Source organism: Sphingomonas sp. Leaf208, from assembly GCF_001421415.1.
In the GTDB taxonomy this organism is placed as follows: Bacteria; Pseudomonadota; Alphaproteobacteria; order Sphingomonadales; family Sphingomonadaceae; genus Sphingomonas.
Genome location: NZ_LMKH01000012.1, coordinates 586053 through 602500 on the forward strand (window position 1 = coordinate 586053; position 16448 = coordinate 602500).

15 protein-coding genes, 2 tRNA genes and 2 rRNA genes (1 of these 19 only partly in view) are annotated in these 16448 nt (G+C 61.4%); 8 read left to right on the forward strand and 11 right to left on the reverse strand.

Annotation, left to right across the window (positions count from 1 at the left end):
• Nucleotides 1–28 precede the first annotated feature (28 nt).
• The 5 genes from ASE69_RS22900 to ASE69_RS21980 all read right to left on the reverse strand — a co-directional run bounded on the left by ASE69_RS22900 (nt 29) and on the right by ASE69_RS21980 (nt 5365).
• A complete protein-coding gene (locus tag ASE69_RS22900) occupies nt 29–1789 on the reverse strand; it encodes a hypothetical protein (RefSeq protein ID WP_235518295.1) in 1761 nt (586 codons plus the stop codon).
• 20 nt (nt 1790–1809) lie between these two features.
• On the reverse strand, nt 1810–3036 hold the full coding sequence (locus tag ASE69_RS22905; RefSeq protein WP_235518298.1) for a TonB-dependent receptor: 1227 nt from the start codon (nt 3034–3036) through the stop codon (nt 1810–1812).
• Between the two features lie 314 nt (nt 3037–3350).
• Nucleotides 3351–4367, reverse strand: a complete 1017-nt coding sequence (locus ASE69_RS08805; protein WP_056485199.1) for an LLM class flavin-dependent oxidoreductase — start codon at nt 4365–4367, stop codon at nt 3351–3353.
• A gap of 217 nt (nt 4368–4584) precedes the next feature.
• Nucleotides 4585–4806 carry a hypothetical protein gene (locus ASE69_RS08810; RefSeq protein WP_056485201.1) on the reverse strand — a complete coding sequence of 74 codons (222 nt, stop codon included), beginning with the start codon at nt 4804–4806 and terminating at the stop codon, nt 4585–4587.
• A 388-nt stretch (nt 4807–5194) separates the two neighbouring features.
• Nucleotides 5195–5365, reverse strand: a complete 171-nt coding sequence (locus tag ASE69_RS21980; protein WP_156362236.1) for a hypothetical protein — start codon at nt 5363–5365, stop codon at nt 5195–5197.
• Nucleotides 5366–5404: 39 nt separating this feature from the next.
• On the opposite strand from ASE69_RS21980, the gene ASE69_RS08815 reads away from it, so the two are divergent.
• The gene (locus ASE69_RS08815) at nt 5405–5860 is read left to right on the forward strand and encodes an SRPBCC family protein (RefSeq protein ID WP_056485203.1); all 456 of its coding nucleotides are present in this window, start codon (nt 5405–5407) and stop codon (nt 5858–5860) included.
• A gap of 254 nt (nt 5861–6114) precedes the next feature.
• Here ASE69_RS08815 and ASE69_RS08820 read toward each other — a convergent pair whose 3' ends face one another.
• Nucleotides 6115–6804 (reverse strand): LysR family transcriptional regulator, encoded by a 690-nt coding sequence (locus ASE69_RS08820; RefSeq protein ID WP_235518300.1) that lies wholly within the window; start codon nt 6802–6804, stop codon nt 6115–6117.
• Nucleotides 6805–7008: 204 nt separating this feature from the next.
• Here ASE69_RS08820 and ASE69_RS08825 point away from each other — a divergent pair, with 204 nt between their 5' ends.
• The 5 genes from ASE69_RS08825 (at nt 7009) to ASE69_RS08845 (ending at nt 12038) form a co-directional block, all read left to right on the forward strand.
• Nucleotides 7009–7743 carry an SDR family NAD(P)-dependent oxidoreductase gene (locus ASE69_RS08825; RefSeq protein ID WP_056485350.1) on the forward strand — a complete coding sequence of 245 codons (735 nt, stop codon included), beginning with the start codon at nt 7009–7011 and terminating at the stop codon, nt 7741–7743.
• Nucleotides 7744–7806: 63 nt separating this feature from the next.
• A complete protein-coding gene (locus ASE69_RS08830; RefSeq protein WP_056485204.1) occupies nt 7807–8574 on the forward strand; it encodes an SDR family NAD(P)-dependent oxidoreductase in 768 nt (255 codons plus the stop codon).
• 26 nt (nt 8575–8600) lie between these two features.
• A complete protein-coding gene (locus ASE69_RS08835; protein ID WP_056485352.1) occupies nt 8601–9200 on the forward strand; it encodes an NADPH-dependent F420 reductase in 600 nt (199 codons plus the stop codon).
• Nucleotides 9201–9346: 146 nt separating this feature from the next.
• Nucleotides 9347–9625 (forward strand): nuclear transport factor 2 family protein, encoded by a 279-nt coding sequence (locus tag ASE69_RS08840; protein WP_200924147.1) that lies wholly within the window; start codon nt 9347–9349, stop codon nt 9623–9625.
• 361 nt (nt 9626–9986) lie between these two features.
• Complete coding sequence (locus ASE69_RS08845) at nt 9987–12038, forward strand: alkaline phosphatase family protein (protein WP_200924148.1); 2052 nt, start codon at nt 9987–9989, stop codon at nt 12036–12038.
• Nucleotides 12039–12555: 517 nt separating this feature from the next.
• Here the strand turns inward: ASE69_RS08845 and ASE69_RS23415 are convergent.
• The gene (locus ASE69_RS23415; RefSeq protein WP_056485205.1) at nt 12556–12933 is read right to left on the reverse strand and encodes a LysR substrate-binding domain-containing protein; all 378 of its coding nucleotides are present in this window, start codon (nt 12931–12933) and stop codon (nt 12556–12558) included.
• A 33-nt stretch (nt 12934–12966) separates the two neighbouring features.
• Between ASE69_RS23415 and ASE69_RS23420 the strand changes: the two genes are divergently transcribed.
• Both ASE69_RS23420 and ASE69_RS08860 read left to right on the forward strand, forming a co-directional pair.
• Complete coding sequence (locus tag ASE69_RS23420; protein WP_156362237.1) at nt 12967–13632, forward strand: hypothetical protein; 666 nt, start codon at nt 12967–12969, stop codon at nt 13630–13632.
• Nucleotides 13569–13883, forward strand: coding sequence for a hypothetical protein (locus tag ASE69_RS08860; RefSeq protein ID WP_056485208.1), 315 nt, complete (start codon nt 13569–13571; stop codon nt 13881–13883). Before ASE69_RS23420 ends, ASE69_RS08860 begins: the two co-directional genes overlap by 64 nt.
• Before the next feature lie 221 nt (nt 13884–14104).
• Here the strand turns inward: ASE69_RS08860 and ASE69_RS08865 are convergent.
• From ASE69_RS08865 to ASE69_RS08880, 4 genes are all read right to left on the reverse strand, one after another.
• Nucleotides 14105–14181, reverse strand: a tRNA-Met gene (locus ASE69_RS08865).
• A 21-nt stretch (nt 14182–14202) separates the two neighbouring features.
• Nucleotides 14203–14279, reverse strand: a tRNA-Met gene (locus tag ASE69_RS08870).
• 125 nt (nt 14280–14404) lie between these two features.
• Nucleotides 14405–14519: ribosomal RNA gene (gene rrf / locus ASE69_RS08875) — 5S ribosomal RNA — on the reverse strand.
• A 219-nt stretch (nt 14520–14738) separates the two neighbouring features.
• A 23S ribosomal RNA gene (locus tag ASE69_RS08880) occupies nt 14739–16448 on the reverse strand; it runs 1086 nt beyond the window's last position.

The following is a 16448-nucleotide window of genomic DNA, read 5'->3' on the forward strand; positions in this document are numbered from 1 at the left end:
CATGCCTCGCTCCACGCGCAAGCTATGGTTAGAAGCCGACCACCGCCGTCAACCGCACCGAGCGCGGCGTCTGGTAATTCACTGGTGCGCGGTAATCGAAATTGGCCGATCCGTCGCTTAACTCGCCGAAATTGTTGAACGACGTGACTGCCGAACTGGCGAAGAGGTTGAACACATCGAGCCGGAGCGAAGCCTTGAGATGCGGGATCGGCAAGTGGACGACCGCGCTGACATCGACCTGCGCCAGCCAGTCGCCGGTGAACGCCGTACCGCGCGGGATCAGCTCGCCCTGGCAGTAATAGCCGTAGCCGTGATAGGTGTTGGCATAGGCGTCCACCGCAAGCGGAACGGCGCCGATGCAGCTGTAATGCGGGGCCGATTGCACGAGCATGTTGGCGCCGAGATCCAGCGCCTCGAACAGGCGATAGCTGCCATACGCCTTGAAACTGTGGCGACGATCATTGGGCAGATACCCGTAGGCGCCGTTGACGAACCCCGGTGAATCGAAGTCCGCGGTGCGGTTGATCGCGAGCTGTCCGTTCTCCGATCGCACGCCGCCTTCGTAATTCCCCTTGTCGAACGCGAGCGTGTAGGAGGCGGACAGGCTCCACTTCTCGTCGAAGCTGCGATCGAAGGTCAGCGTCAGCGCGTTGTAGTTGCGGCTCGGTGCGGGATAGCCGAGGTCATCCTTCTTCAGCGTCACGGTCGGGGTCGAGCCGTCGGGCAGCTTGTTGATCTGCGTCGTGATGTCCTTGCCCGGGTTACCGATGACGAACTGGCTGCCGCCTGGATACGCCGACAGACACGCCGCCGCGGTGAAGCCCTTGCCGACGCAATAGGCGCGCGCGCCGGCGTCGATCGAGACGTCCTCGATCACGTTGGTCAGTTCGCGGTGGGTGAAATAGGCGCCGATCCGGATGCGGTCGCTGAACTGGTGCTCGGCACCGATGATGAACTCCCGATCCGACTGGGGCTTGATGTTGCTCGCGATCGCGCCGGCCGGATTGAACGCCGAGCCGTCCGCCGAGACTTCGCAATTCTTGATGCCGGTGTCGGGGCAGTTCGTGGTGTTCACGACCGACAGAAGCGGCGTGCCGGCGACGGGGACGCTGCCCGCGCCGCTGACGCCGTTGAACAGATTGTAGCGCGTGTACGTCACCAGGCTGCCGGCGACGTTCAGGTTGATATCCCCCGCCATCGGCAGGAAATATTTGGAATAGGATCCGAAGATCTTGGTGCGCCCGTCGCCGACCGGATCGAACGCGGCGCCGAGGCGCGGCGCCCATTGGTTGCCCGATTTGAAGAAGGATTTCCCGTTCACGCCCTGGTTGCTGAAGCGATCGTTGCGCACGCCCAGATCGAGGCGGAGGCGGTTGTCGAGCAGCGACCATTGATCCTGGACGTAAAAGGCCTCGTTGCGGACGTGCGCGACGCTGCTCTGCTCGTAGACGCGCGTCGTGTAATATTGCGTGCCGACCGGCGCACCGATCCGCGCGGCGGACTGCGCCGTGACGTTGAAGATCTTGTAGGCGCCGCCGCCGATCGTCTCGAACGTCTGCGACTGGGTGTTCTTCTCGTGATCGTACCCGAAGCGGACATGGTGTGCGCCGAGCAACTGGAACTGAAGATCGGCGTCGACGCGGTAGAATTCGCGCTGGTTGTCGGTGCTGCTGAACGCATCCGTCACCTTGTTCGCGCCGATCTGGATACCGGCCGGGTCGGTACGGTAATCGATCACCTGCGGGTTGGTGACGTCAAGCGGGACGTTGCCCGAGCGGAGCTTGTTCACGCCGTACGCACCCGACAGCGTCAGCCACGGGGTGAAGGTGCCGGTATAGCGCCCGACATAATTGATACCGCCCGCCCGCGCGTTGGTGCCGCCGGTCTTGTCGCCAAGGCGATGGTCGGTGCGATCCCAGTCGTAGCTGCGGTTGCGCGTCTCGTTGGTGGTGTCGAAATAGGTGAATTCGAAATGGTGATCGCATTGATGTAGCCGTCGACCTTCCCGCCCCAGAACGGGCTGGTATTCGCCACGCCCGTCGCGTTGTTCTGGTTGGCCTGCGGCGTGAGCGTGCGGATTTCGCGCATGTTGTAGAGGCCGTAGACGAACAGATGGTCCCTGATGATCGGGCCGCTTGCCTGGAACACCAGTTCCTTGCGGCTTGCGGTCGCGTTGCGATAGTCGACGGTGCGGGTCGACGGCGCGCTGCCGCGGAGATCGTCGGGCTCCCAGATGCCGGTGACGCTCGCATGATAGTCGTTGGTGCCGGACTTGGTGGTGGCGACGACATAGCCGCCGGTCGCGCGACCGAATTCCGCGGGGGCGCCGCCGGTCTTCACTTCGACCGTCTGGTAGAAGTCGAACGGTACTTCGGCCGGCTGTCCACCCGACACGAAATCGGTCACGTTCAGGCCGTTGATGTAGAATGCGTTCTCGGTGAACGCTGCGCCGCCAATCGATACCTGGTTGGAAAAACCGCCATTCGAAGGCGACGAGCCCTGGACCGCGCCGGGAGTCAGCAACATCACGTCGCGCAAGGTGCGCCCGATCGGTACGCGCGTCGTCAGCGAGCCGAGATTGATCGTGCTGCCGACCGTGGTGTCCTTTAAGTCGGCCGTGCGCTGACGCGTGCCGACGACGACGATGTCGCCGCTCTGCTCCGCTGGAACCAGGCGGAAGCTGTTGGCACCGCCGGATTCGCGGGTCAGCGGAATTCCGCGTTCGTCATAGGTTGCGAAGCCCGGCGCGGTGATGGCGACGTCGTAATTGCCGGGCGGAAGCTGCGGGATGGTGTAGCTGCCCGTCGAGTCCGTCGCGGCAACGCGGCTGACGCCTCGGTCCGATGAGGTGATCTTGACCTGCGCACCAATGATCGCGGTCCCGTCCTGCCCTGTCACGCGACCGGACGCGGCGATGTTCGTATAGTCCTGGGCTTCGACCGATGTCACACCGATCATCAAGGCCGGGGCGGTGGAGCCGAGCATCAACAGCGCGCGCAGAACTGCGCGCGACGAAAGTCGCATGGAACGAAGCATCGAAACCCCTTTTAAGAGCGCGGCCTGCACAGCCGCGTCGCTAAAAGACGTCCTATCTCCATCATGTGGATGTTCTGTGACACATCCACAGAATACGGACTTTTATCGACGCCGACTTTGAGTGCGAAGCCGCAGGTCGCGTCTGCTATCTGGTCAGCCTTGAGACACATTCCCGGTCGCCCGGGGGCCCTTCCCCGCTTCTCAACTTCAGACACTCATGCACAATCCGTTTCGACAGTCATCGCTAACGCTCGAATTGCCCTCCGACGTGTACCATTAAACAGGCAGCCACGCATGAGGTGACCCGCGCCACCTTAACGCCACCCAAGCGCTGGCGCGACGTGGGTCAGGATGGATTCGAGCACATGCGCGTTGTAGTCGACGCCGAGTTGGTTCGGCACCGTGAGTAACACCGTATCGGCTTCGGCAATGCCCTCGTCGGTGCGGAGCTGCTCGATCAGCTGGTCCGGCTCGGCCGTATAGGACCGGCCGAACACGGCACGCATGTTGTCGATCACGCCGATCTGGTCGCTGCTTTCGCCGCGCCCGAAATAGGCACGGTCGCGATCGTTCATCAGCGCGAAGATCGAGCGCGAGACCGACACGCGCGGCTCCCAATCATGGCCTGCGTCCTTCCAAGCCTGCCGATAGAGCCGGATCTGCTTCGCCTGCTGGACATGGAGCGGTTCACCGCTTTCGTCCGCCTTCAGCGTCGAGCTTTGCAGGTTCATGCCGTTTTGCGCCGCCCAGACCGCAGTGGCGTTCGACGATGAGCCCCACCAGATGCGCCGCCGCAGGCCTGGCGCATGCGGTTCGAGGCGCAACAACCCTGGTGGATTGGGGAACATCGGGTTCGGGCTGGGCTGCGCGAACCCCTCGCCCTTGAGCAGATCGAGCAGCACCTCGGCATGCCGGCGGCCCATGTCGGCGTCGGTCTCACCTTCGGCGGGCGCGTAGCCGAAGTGACGCCACCCTTCGACCACCTGCTCGGGGGAGCCGCGGCTGATCCCGAGCTGCAAGCGGCCACCGCTGATCAGGTCGGCCGAACCCGCATCCTCCGCCATGTAGAACGGGTTCTCGTAGCGCATGTCGATTACGCCGGTGCCTATCTCGATCTGGCTGGTCCTGGCGCCAACCGCGGCCAGCAACGGGAATGGCGATGCGAGTTGCTGGGCGAAGTGGTGAACGCGAAAATACGCGCCGTCGGCGCCCAATTCCTCGGCAGCGACGGCCAGGTCGATCGACTGCAGCAACACGTCCGAGGCCGACCGCGTTGCGGATTGGGCCGATGATGACCAATGACCGAACGAAAGGAACCCGATCTTCTTCATGGCACAATCCTGATGTTCATCCCCGTCAAGGCTGGTCGCGGCGAGCTGACTTCGTATCGTCTAGATAGGGTGTCGATGACGCCGCGTCGCGGCAACCGCGAGAAACGATTCTATTCTGGTTTGGCGGCGACGAGCGACCATGCCGCAAGACCATCCCCGCTCATTTGCCATACGCAGGGTCCATCACGGCAGACACGCGCGCGCCGCCATCGGCACGTTACCGCGAGCCGTGCAAGGCCAGACCTGCCGCCCGCATCGAACAGAGACGATCGGGCGAGGACACCGACAAGCTGTTCCAGGCGAACGCGGAACGGAATGCCGCGCCATCGGACCAGATGTGCTGCGCGACGATCATCATCTCCTCATGCGTGGGCGCCCTCCCCTCGCCCATGCAATCGATCACGGCATTCACGAACAAGGGGCTGGTCGATCGCGACATGCTGAGGCACCTCAATGAGACTGGTATCCGATGTAGGCCTCACGGACTTCACCGACATGGCCAGACGTCCGATACGCGGCAGACGGAACAGTGCGCGAGCCAGACAGCGCGACCGCTGTATCTCCCCAAGCCGCATCGGCGTATGCTGCGACGTCGCCATCACCCTTGCCGCGAGCACGGTGACGATAGAGAGCTGGAACCAGCTTCCGCCCGCAGTGCCGAGTGCCTGCCATGCCAAACGTTCAAGATTACGACCTCGCCTATAGCAAGAAGCGCGAACAAGCCGAGCGGCAGGCGTCGGCCTTGGCGAACGACAGGTGCGCCAAAGCCGTCCATCGGTCCTTGGCAATACTCTATGGCGATCGCGTTATCTCTGCCCGGCGCGCGATCAATGCGAGCGCTTTGAAGCCATAGCGCAAGCATTGGTCACGCGCGCACGCTCGACGCTGAGATCGATATTACGAGCCTTGCGCTTCATTTGCAGGCAATGTTGCACGGAGGCTTCGTCGAAATAGAGGCTGCCGGCTACCCGCAAGCTGCCCGCGATAGCGGGCAGCACTGAAGCGATATACGATACTATGTGCAAAGGAGACGAGCGATGAGCACTAGCCGCGAACTCAGCGTCGAGCGACACATTGCCGCCCCCGTGGAGGCGGTCTGGCGGACTATGACGAACCGCTTCGAGGAGTGGTTCTGTCCGCGACCTTGGCGCGCAGAAGCACGCGATATCGAGTGGCGCCCAGGCGGTCGCAGTCTGGTGGTTATGCATGGACCCAATGGCGAGGAAATGCCTAACGAAGGCGTGGTCCTAGAATATGAGCCGAACCGCCGCTTCGTGTTCACCGACGCCTTCACGGCCGGCTGGAAGCCCAGCGGACCGTTCATGGTCGGCCTGTTCGAGATCGCGCCGGACGGCGACGGCACCCTCTTCACCGCCACGGCGCGCCACTGGACCGACGAGGCGCTGGAGCGGCATCGCTCGATGGGCTTTGAAGGCGGCTGGGGCGCAATGGCCGATCAACTCAAGACGCTCGCCGAGGGAGGCACATTGTAACCGACGCCTCTATGGAGTTGCTTGCTCCGGCCTGAGGACCGTCGGGCATCAATCGCCCGATACTGACATTCCCGCCAGGAGCGGCGCGTAGGCGGCAAGCCTGCGGGAGACGTGGTCCGTGAACAGCCGGACGCGCTTCGTCTTGCGGGTCTCCCCCTGCGTCAGGACCCAAAGCGTTCCGTACGGGTGCAGGTCGGTGCCCGGCACTCTTTCGAGCAGCGGGTCCGCATCTCCGACAAAGCATGGCAACGTCGTCAACCCGAGCCCCTGCCGGACGGCGGCGATCTCCGCTGCTGCGTCTGTAACCCTGAAGGGAACTGCGGTGGTGCGGACATCGCCCTCACTCGCCCAATCAGGAATACCGTGCGTGCTGATGACGATCCAGCGGAGGGGGGCGGACGCGCCCGCGCGCCATGCGTCGAGCCGATCGCGGCGATGTAGACGCCACCGAACAGCTCAGGTCCCTTCAATCCGTGTAGATTGAGCGGCAGGGTCTTGCGGTCGTAGACGACGCGGATCGCGACGTCGGCCTCCCGGTTGGTAAGGTTTGCGAGGTCGCCGGAGGACTGGATTTCCATTTCGATGTCCGGATGCCGGCGCGCGAAATCGGCGAAATCCGGCAGCAGAAGGTGCGTTGCGAGGATCGGGGTCAGCGTCACCCGCAGGAGCCCGCGCACGCTCTGATCGCGTCCGAAGACCCTCGTCTCCAACTGGTGCGACGAGGATTCCATTTGCAGCGCGAATTCGAGAACCTCCTCGCCCGCCGTCGTCAGGCGGTAGCCCGAGGGCAGCTTTTCGAACATCTGCGCGCCGAGCCGCTGTTCCAGCTGCGCGATACGTCGCAGCACGGTCGCATGGTTCACCGCGAGACGCTTGGCGGCAGCGCGCACCGACCCCTCGCGCGCGGCGGCCAGAAAGTAGCGAACGTCGTCCCAGTCGATCATGGTGCATTCCCGCGCCGCAAGCTGCACGCCCACCATAGCACGCACGCTCGAGATAGACGCATGCCGCGTTCGGTGGATCCTTTCCGCACCACCGATGTGCGGAATTCCACAATCCCTGCCTGACTTTGCCGAGCCCATGTTGAGGCTCGCGGGGGAACATCCCCGGACGGCCCGACACCCGGTCGGCGAACAAGGATGCACGACATGACCAGATTAGACGGAAAGACCGCCGTGATCACCGGCGGCGCGACCGGTATCGGCCTCGCCTCGGCAAAGCGGTTCATCGCGGAAGGCGCCTTCGTCTTCGTCTATGGGCGGCGACAGGATGCGCTCGATGCCGCGGTGGTAGAACTCGGGTCGAATGCCCGCGCGGTGAAGGGCTCGGTGTCCGACGAGTCCGACCTCGACCGGCTCTACGCCGCGGTGAAGGCCGAGCGCGGAATGCTCGACATCGTCTTTGCCAATGCAGGCGCGGGAAGTCCGCTCCCACTCGGCCAGATCACCGCCGAACACATCGACGAGACCTTCGACACCAACGTGAAGGGGACGATCTTCACCGTCCAGAAGGCGTTGCCGCTGATGCGCGAGGGCGGTTCGATCATCCTGACCGGATCGAGCGCAGGCACCACGGGCGCCCCCGGGTTCACCGCCTACAGCGCCAGCAAGGCGGCCGTGCGCAACCTCGCGCGGAGCTGGGCGGAGGACCTCAAGGGTACCGGCATACGCGTGAACGTCCTGTCCCCCGGCGCGACGGCGACCGAACTCGCCAAGGCCGCGCTCGGCGAGGAGGGCCAGAAGGCCTACGGCGCGATGACCCCGCTGCTGCGCATGGCCGACCCGGCCGAGATCGCGGCGGCGGCCGCCTTTCTCGCATCGTCGGACAGCAGCTTCATGACCGCCAGCGAACTCGCCGTCGACGGTGGCCTCGCGCAGCTTTGACGCGTCCCACCCGCCCATCGCTCGCGTGATCGGCACCTGCACCCAAGCACGAAGGAAAATCCTGTGGACCATCCTCTCAAGGGAAAGACCGCTCTCGTTACCGGGGCATCGCGTGGCATCGGCCGCGCGATCGCCGAACGTCTCGCACGCGACGGCGCGACGGTCGCGCTGACCTACAACGCCAGCAAATCCGGCGCGGACGAAGCAGTCGCGGCCATCGAAAACGCGGGAGGTACTGCGTTCGCGATACATGCGGACCTGGTGGATCCGGCTACCGTGCCGGTCCTGTTCGACACGCTCGACCACGAGTTCACCAAGCGGAACGGCAGCAAAACACTCGACATTCTGGTCAACAACGCGGGCAATGCCGGCTGGATCGGCTTCAAGGACTCGACGCCCGCCAGCTGGGACACGCTGATGGCGGTCTACCTGCGCGCACCGTTCTTCATCGTCCAGGCTGCGATGGATCGCCTCGCCGATGACGGACGGATCATCAACATCTCGTCCGCCGCCGCGACGAAGCCGGTAACGACGGCGCCGATCTACTCGATGGCCAAGGCGGCGATCAACACGCTGACGCATGCGCTCGCCGCCGAACTGGGGCCGCGCGGGATCACTGCGAACGCCGTCGCGCCAGGCTTCACGCGGACCGACGCGAACGCGGCCTTCCGGGAGGATCCGGCGCTCGTGAAGGCGGTCGAGGCCGACATCGCGCTCGGACGCTTTGGCGAGCCATCGGAAATCGCCGCCGTCGTGGCGTTCCTGGCATCCGACGACGGCCACTGGGTGACCGGCCAGACGATCGAAGCAAGCGGCGGCTACAAGCTGTGACCGCCCGAAACCCCAAGGAGACTAACATGACCTACGCAATCATCGGTTTCGGCGAAATCGGCCAGACCCTCGCCAAGACGTTCGCCCGCAAGGGGATCGCGGTATGCATCGCGACGACGCGCGATCCGGAGAGCTTTGCAGCGACCGCGGTAGCGATCGGTCCCGGCATCACGCCCACGACGCTCGCCGGGGCGGTCGAGGCGGACGTCATCTTCCTGGCCGTCCGTTTCCAATCGCACCCGGATGTCGCGAAGGCGCTGCCGGACTGGCAGGGCAAGATCATCGTCGACGTGACCAATGCGTACGGCGTGTCCGCAGAGGAACTGGACGGACGGCCCTCGGCCCAGGTCGTCGCGGACGCGTTCGCCGGCGGCAGGGTGGTCAAGGGCTTCAACCATCTGGTCGCCGCCGTGCTCGACCAGGATCCGGCCGTACAGGGTGGCAAGCGCGTCGTGTTCCTGTCGAGTGACGACGACGATGCGGCAGCGCAGGTCGGCGCGCTGGCGGAAGATCTCGGCTTCGCGCCGATCCAGCTTGGCGGACTTTCGGAAGGTGGGCTGCTCGTTCAGGCGCACGACACGAGCTGGGGCCGGCTGATCTTCAAGGATCTGGTCAGGTTCGGCTGACGGACGCTGCAACCGTGAAGGACTTCTTCGCCGCGATCGGTCGCGGCGACAAGAAGAGCCTGCTGACACTGGTCGCCGAGGAAATCGAGTGGATCATCCCGGGAAAGGACTGACCGCTGGCCGGCACCTACCGGGGACATCCGGGATTGGCATATCTGCTCGAGACGGCAGCAAGGTCGATCGAAACGTCCACGGAACTGCGGGAGTTCATCGCGCAGGGCGACCGGGGCCTGGCCGTCGACTTTGCGACGGGAAGGATCAAGGCCACGAACAAGACGTTCGAGGAAGACTCGGTTTTCGCAATTACTGTCCGGTGCGACAAACTGACCAGTATCCGGCAGTATGCAAGTTCCGCCTTGCCGATTTCGGCCCTGCGTATCGGCACAATGTTACGCAATATGTTACAAACCTGCTTTAGTTTTTGAAAATCCGCGCCCCGATCAAGTCACTGTTGCTAAGGTCCGCTATCGATAAAGCTGGACTAAGACTGGAGCAATAACGTCAGTCACTTACGATCCACAGCCGACGAAACCCAGGCAAGACCCATCGCCGGACATCCGGAACTGGGTCGCTACTTCCCAAGTTCGGCCATCTTGCTCAGCAACCGCCGGACGCTGAATAATTATTCGTTCAATTCCGACAGATATTATACAGAATAGATGATTAACTGCACTTACTAAAAGCTCCAGATTTCGCTTATTTCTGAATTCGAGCGCCCTAGATTGATTGCAGCCTAAGCGATCGCCTTCATACAGGTGTTAATTTAAAAAAAAAGATCGAACCACGATGGATCATGTTTTTCTCGGAATTATTCCGGAAATGATATCATTCACCTCAAGTCGTGAAAGAGTTCTACTGGGGGGAAAGATCATGGGCAGCGCCAAAATATATCTCCAAAATAATACTGACTCTTACGCCGTTCCTTCGCTCTATCACTATAGTACGAGCCATGGCTCGACGGGAATCACACAGGGTGCCGTGCCGCCCGGGGGCAAGATTGGACCAGTCACGGTCGACTGGACTACCGCGACGCCGGCCGATTTTTGGTATGCGTCGATCGCACCTTCAGGCGGCAGCCGTCCCGGTGTCTATGTCAGCAACGTTCCCGATGATGTGTTGCTGCCCTATTGGAAGGAATGCATGCTGATCGGCGAATGGGGGCTCAAGGACGACAGATCATCACCAACCTTCACCGTCGATTGGGACAATTTCGCGATCAACCTCAAATCGGGGTATTGCGGCGCGAGCATGATCCACACCGGCGATTACTCGGCCATACAACATGTATTCGTGCTGATGTTAGAGAATCACTCCTATGACAACATGTTCGCCGCGCTCGGTGGGGCACCGGCGGCGAACAGCAATAGCTACAACGGGCAGACCTACACCGTCAGTGACACCTCGACCCCGACCGGCATGCCGACCGATCCCGGCCACGAGTTCGCTGACGTCCTTGAACAGCTTGGCGGTGAGGGGGCGACCTACACCGCGCCCAATTATCCGAAACCACAGATGTCGGGATTTGCGGCGAATTACGCTTACAGCACTTCGGAGAAGACAGGCACGCCGACCGCCGACGAGATCGGCGACATCATGAAGTGCCTTGCCCCGGCACAGGTTCCCGTCATCACGCAGCTAGCCAATCACTATGCGCTGTGCACCAATTGGTTCTCGTCGTTGCCCGGTCCGACTTGGCCCAACCGCTTCTACGTCCACGGCGCCTCCTCGGCCTATCAGGACGGCGGCGGCTATACGAGCCTAGACAGTAGCCCATCGAATTTGCAGATTGCCCAATGGGAGACGGTGAGCGGCTTTACCTATCGCAACGGATCGATCTTCGACGCACTCGACGCCAACGGCATCCCCTGGCGAATCTATCACGACGATACCCTCGATGTCGGGGGTTCGATTCCCCAAGTCACCGCGCTCAAGGGCATCTCGCTCGCGCAGCCCTTGGCGGTGAAGAGCATTACCGCGTTCGCCAGCGACGTAGCCAGCGGCTATCCCTACCGGTATACCTTCATCGAGCCGAATTACGGCGACATCGCCGGCAACACCTACAAAGGCGGCTCCTCACAACATCCTGAGGACGACGTGTCGGGCGGCGAGAACCTGATCGCTAGGACCTTCAACGCGATCGCGTCGTCGCCGCTCTGGCCCTATAGCATGTTGGTTATCACTTATGATGAGCATGGCGGCTTCTATGATTCCGTCGCTCCCGGCCGAACGGTCGAACCCAACACGCAGGACAGCTCAGGAGACAACGGCTTCGTCTTCAACCAGTTGGGCGTGCGCGTGCCGGCGGTTATCGTGTCCCCGATGGTGAAGTTCGGGGTCGACCCGACGCCATACGACCATAGTTCGGTTCCCGCGACGCTCGAGCGGTTGCTGGGATTCGGCGCGTTAACCGCGCGCGACGCGGCGGCGAACGATTTCATGCATCTATTCGACGGCGGCGACGCCGAGACGCGCCCGGCGCCCACGCTTGCAACCGGACGCACTCCCCTACCAGTGTCGCCATCCGCCGTCGCAAAGCGCGCCGCGCTGATGAAGACACCGATCCAGGAAAAGGGCAATCTACCCGGCTTCCTGCACTGCGCGCGCAAGACCGACATAGAATTGTCCGCCGCGGCTTCGATCACGACGATAGCCCCCGAGGAACTCATCACCCCCCTCCCCGCGCCTTCCGTGAGTGCGCCAATGCCTTCCTACGGAGAGGTGGACAGCTATTTCCGCAACGTCATGGGCCGGGTTCAGCAGCGCCGCGCCGGGCATGAGGCGGCTCTTCGCATGCGGCTAGCGACGCCGGGCGCGAAGAGTCGCGACGCCGAGGTCTGAATGTTTGGTCTCGACATCTAGTGGATCGATTTGCCGCCCCGGCTAGCGTCCAGATCCGGGCGGAAAGGGATGGCGGGGATTGGGCACGAATGTACTCCGCCCCCGCTTCCGGTGCGATCCGCAACCAGACACTGGCGGTCGGCTTGTCGCCCCCCCCCAACTTCGACCGTTTGTGATGTAGGTAAATCGTCGCTTACGGCGCCGCATGGAGGTCGAGAAGTGGGACGAAGCCACCTTCCAGAGAGACGGCCGTGACTGTCCGACTTCTGATGAACAAACGTTCGCGAAACTAGGATATCGGCTCAGCAAGCTCACACGAAAGCAGTTTCGCTGGTTTAAAACCAAGAACATGCCCAATATTAAGCCATCAACATGGCTGAGGGGGCTCAGTGGCTGCGTCAGTCCTTTACATGGTCGACCATCGCCCGCAGCTTGGTGGGAGGTGACGCCGGTTTGGGTAGCGCAGGAAAGTCCGGGGAGTGACGGACAGAACGGGTCGAATGCCGTTCGCAACCGACTATTCTCCAACCGCGGCGCGAACGTCTCTTCCATACCGACCATCAGGCATGCGCCAGCAAGGGGCCATCCCGACCATCAAATCTATGCCGTCGGTGGTAACTTCCCGGTCGACAGCGACGGCGAGTTCACGCACTTCCTTCGCGAATTCCCAGCGGGAAGGCGCAACATCGGCGGAGGATCGCCAGCCGATACACCGATGCTGCGTCAAATCGCGTGGGTGAAGCGATGTTTCCGCTGCCGCCATATAGCCCCGCGCGGCGACGACGATCTGGCGTTGATCGAAGCCGACCTCAACCGCGATTATGTCCGTGCTCGACCACTTCGCCCGGGCGGGCGCCCCCGTCTCAGGCGCCTGCGACGATATCGAAGTCTTCATCGGTCACGAGAATGTCAAGCCGGAGACACGGGTGTGCTGTACGGAACGATGCAAGCAGTTCGCCTGACAGAAAATCTTCAGCGATGGGAGACACTGCAAGGCGCAGCACACCAGTCGGCCGGCACTGACTGTGCGACGCCGCTTCTGTTGTCGCGCGTATCTCGGCAAGCGCAAGTCGAGCCGCTCCAGGAACGCGTCGCCTCCCTCGTTCTTGGCTTCGTACATCAGCCGGTCGGAAGGTTGACATGGTCCTTGTGGATTGCATTGTTCGACCGTCTCCGGTTTCGCGGCATCCTCCTGGCGACGCGCAAGGAGGGCATAGTCACGCCGCTGCACATCGGCATGATCGGTACGATCAACGCCGAGCAGTTGAGCGCCAACAGTGACAAGATGCGCGATGCGCTGGTGGGTCATCACGCGATGGGAAAGAACCCCGGCGGCTCTGCGTACGGCTATGAAAAGCGCATCGAGTCCCTGGCGCTCGGCATCGTGCCTCTAGAGCTGTGGGACCGGGTCAAATTCCGCCAGGCTACGCTCGCCCACACCGCGAAACCGCGTACCGAGATGATCAGCCTGCCGTTCTTTGCACAACAACGCCCGCGGTATCTCCTGACCGGCAAGATGACCTTCGGCAGATGCTGCGTGACGATGTCGTTGCAGCGTTCCTTCTGGAATATGAGGGAGAGACGCGTCGCCTGACGGCTGAAACGGTCAGCGCCGGCCCTGAGCGGGAAGCCGAACTGGCCAATCTCGATCACAAGCTCTCGCGCGCGAAGGCGGCTATCCTCAAAGGCGTGGATGCGATGGTGTTCGTCGATGAAATGAAGATCTGGACCGAGCGGCGCAAGGCCCTGCTCGCCGAACTGGACCTTGCCGAACAGGAAACCACAGATACGGTTTCCCCGGAGCCCGGGCTGCTTACCCCGGATCTCGGCCGTGTGTACCGTTAGAAGGTCGAACAGCTCACCGCAGCGTTCGAGGACGAAGCGCTGAAAGCGCAGGCGTCCGAACGGTTGCGCGCGCTTATCGAGCGCTGTGGTGCTGATGCCGGAAGGCGGAGTTCTCACCATCGACCTGCGCGGTGAGTTGGCTGCGATGCTGTCGCTATGTGCTGGAACGGAAACGCAAAAAACCTCCGCGGGTGAACCCTCGGAGGTGTTGCAAATGAAGTTGGTTGCGGGGACAGGATTTGAACCTGTGACCTTCAGGTTATGAGCCTGACGAGCTACCGGGCTGCTCCACCCCGCGCCGAGATCCCATCAAAGTATATGGTTGCGGGGACAGGATTTGAACCTGTGACCTTCAGGTTATGAGCCTGACGAGCTACCGGGCTGCTCCACCCCGCGCCGAGATCCCATCAAAGTATTACTTTGAGGGGGCCCGAGTGTCCGCGTTGTGCGGAACTGAGTGTATGAGAAATTGTGACTGGGTTTTTGATATGGTGTGTTTTGCATGTTGCACGGGCTTCAATGCCTGGCGACGACCTACTCTTCCATCGCTTGAGCGATAGTACCATTGGCGCAGTCGGGTTTCACGGCCGAGTTCGGAATGGGATCGGGTGGGACACCGACGCTATAGCCACCAGGCAATGGAGCCGGTGCGACATGCGAGCGCGTCATATCTGGGATACCCCACCGCAGCTTTCGCATTGGTGGGGTTTTAAAATCGATACCGTGCAAGGTTAGTGGTATATTTGTGACCAATCCCTCGACGGCGAGGGGATTGGCAATCTGGCGTCGTCTTAATCATCCGCACGCATCGTTGGCTAGCTGGTTGCCCAGTGTTGTCATTGATGGTGTGAGACTCTCAAGCGCGAATAGAGCAATTAGTATCGGTTAGCTCCATGCGTTACCGCACTTCTACATCCGATCTATCAACGTCGTGGTCTCCGACGGCTCTATGAAATCTTATCTCGAGGGAGGCTTCCCGCTTAGATGCTTTCAGCGGTTATCCCGTCCATACATAGCTACCCAGCTGCGCTCCTGGCGGAACGACTGGTACACCAGAGGTATGTTCAACCCGGTCCTCTCGTACTAGGGTCAACTCCTCTCAAATTTCGACGCCCACGGCAGATAGGGACCAAACTGTCTCGCGACGTTCTGAACCCAGCTCACGTACCACTTTAATTGGCGAACAGCCAAACCCTTGGGACCTGCTCCAGCCCCAGGATGTGATGAGCCGACATCGAGGTGCCAAACAACCCCGTCGATATGAGCTCTTGGGGGTTATCAGCCTGTTATCCCCGGCGTACCTTTTATCCGTTGAGCGATGGCCCTTCCACGAGGGACCACCGGATCACTATGACCGACTTTCGTCTCTGCTCGACTTGTCAGTCTCGCAGTCAGGCGGGCTTATGCCATTGCACTCTAACAGACGGTTTCCGACCGTCCTGAGCCCACCATTGCGCGCCTCCGTTACTCTTTAGGAGGCGACCGCCCCAGTCAAACTACCCGCCACAGAGGGTCCCTGTTCCGGCTTACGGAACGAGGTTAGACATCAGAAACAAACAGGGTGGTATTTCACCTATGGCTCCACATCAGCTGGCGCCGATGCTTCAAAGCCTCCCACCTATGCTACACAGTTTCTTCCTAATGCCACTCTGAAGCTGCAGTAAAGGTGCACGGGGTCTTTCCGTCTAACCGCGGGTACTCCGCATCTTCACGGAGAATTCAATTTCGCTGAGCATGTCCTGGAGACAGTGGGGAAGTCGTTACGCCATTCGTGCAGGTCGGAACTTACCCGACAAGGAATTTCGCTACCTTAGGACCGTTATAGTTACGGCCGCCGTTTACCTGGGCTTCATTTCAGAGCTTGCACCCCTCCACTTAACCTTCAGGCACCGGGCAGGCGTCAGGCCCTATACGTCGTCTTGAAGCCGACTTAGCAGAGCCCTGTGTTTTTGCTAAACAGTCGCTACCCCCTGGCCTGTGCCCCCTCAAAGTGCTTGCGCATAGTGAGGGCCTCCTTCTTCCGAAGGTACGGAGGCAATTTGCCGAGTTCCTTCAGGACACTTCTCTCAAGCGCCTTGGTATACTCTACCTGACCACCTGTGTCGGTTTCGGGTACGGTCTATACGGTGGGGCTATTTCCTGGAACCATTTCGAAGCCATCCCAATCCGATAAGGGATGACAACACACATGATCCGTCACACACCACCAGGCCCACGAATATTAACGTGGTTCCCATCGACTACCCCCTTCGGGCTCGTCTTAGGGGCCGGCTCACCCTGCGCGGATTAGCCTTGCGCAGGAACCCTTGGTCTTTCGGCGAGAGGGCATCTCACCCTCTTTATCGCTACTCATGTCTGCATTCGCACTTCCGATACCTCCACGACCCATTACCAGATCGCTTCACAGGCTTACGGAACGCTCCGCTACCGCGTACCACATAAGTGGCACACCCTAAGCTTCGGCACGTATCTTGAGCCCCGTTACATCTTCGCCGCAGGACCTCTTGTTTAGACCAGTGAGCTGTTACGCTTTCTTTAAAGGATGGCTGCTTCTAAGCCAACCTC

Excerpts from the sequence above, each read along its gene's own strand:
- ASE69_RS08815 (WP_056485203.1), top strand. The coding sequence starts at position 5,405 with ATGAGCACTAGCCGCGAACTCAGCGTCGAGCGACACATTGCCGCCCCC.
- ASE69_RS08845 (WP_200924148.1), top strand. The coding sequence starts at position 9,987 with ATGGATCATGTTTTTCTCGGAATTATTCCGGAAATGATATCATTCACC.
- ASE69_RS08825 (WP_056485350.1), top strand. The coding sequence starts at position 7,009 with ATGACCAGATTAGACGGAAAGACCGCCGTGATCACCGGCGGCGCGACC.
- ASE69_RS23415 (WP_056485205.1), bottom strand. The coding sequence starts at position 12,933 with ATGAAGACTTCGATATCGTCGCAGGCGCCTGAGACGGGGGCGCCCGCC.
- ASE69_RS08810 (WP_056485201.1), bottom strand. The coding sequence starts at position 4,806 with ATGTCGCGATCGACCAGCCCCTTGTTCGTGAATGCCGTGATCGATTGC.
- ASE69_RS08820 (WP_235518300.1), bottom strand. The coding sequence starts at position 6,804 with ATGATCGACTGGGACGACGTTCGCTACTTTCTGGCCGCCGCGCGCGAG.
- ASE69_RS08805 (WP_056485199.1), bottom strand. The coding sequence starts at position 4,367 with ATGAAGAAGATCGGGTTCCTTTCGTTCGGTCATTGGTCATCATCGGCC.
- ASE69_RS08860 (WP_056485208.1), top strand. The coding sequence starts at position 13,569 with ATGCTGCGTGACGATGTCGTTGCAGCGTTCCTTCTGGAATATGAGGGA.
- ASE69_RS08835 (WP_056485352.1), top strand. The coding sequence starts at position 8,601 with ATGACCTACGCAATCATCGGTTTCGGCGAAATCGGCCAGACCCTCGCC.
- ASE69_RS22905 (WP_235518298.1), bottom strand. The coding sequence starts at position 3,036 with ATGCTTCGTTCCATGCGACTTTCGTCGCGCGCAGTTCTGCGCGCGCTG.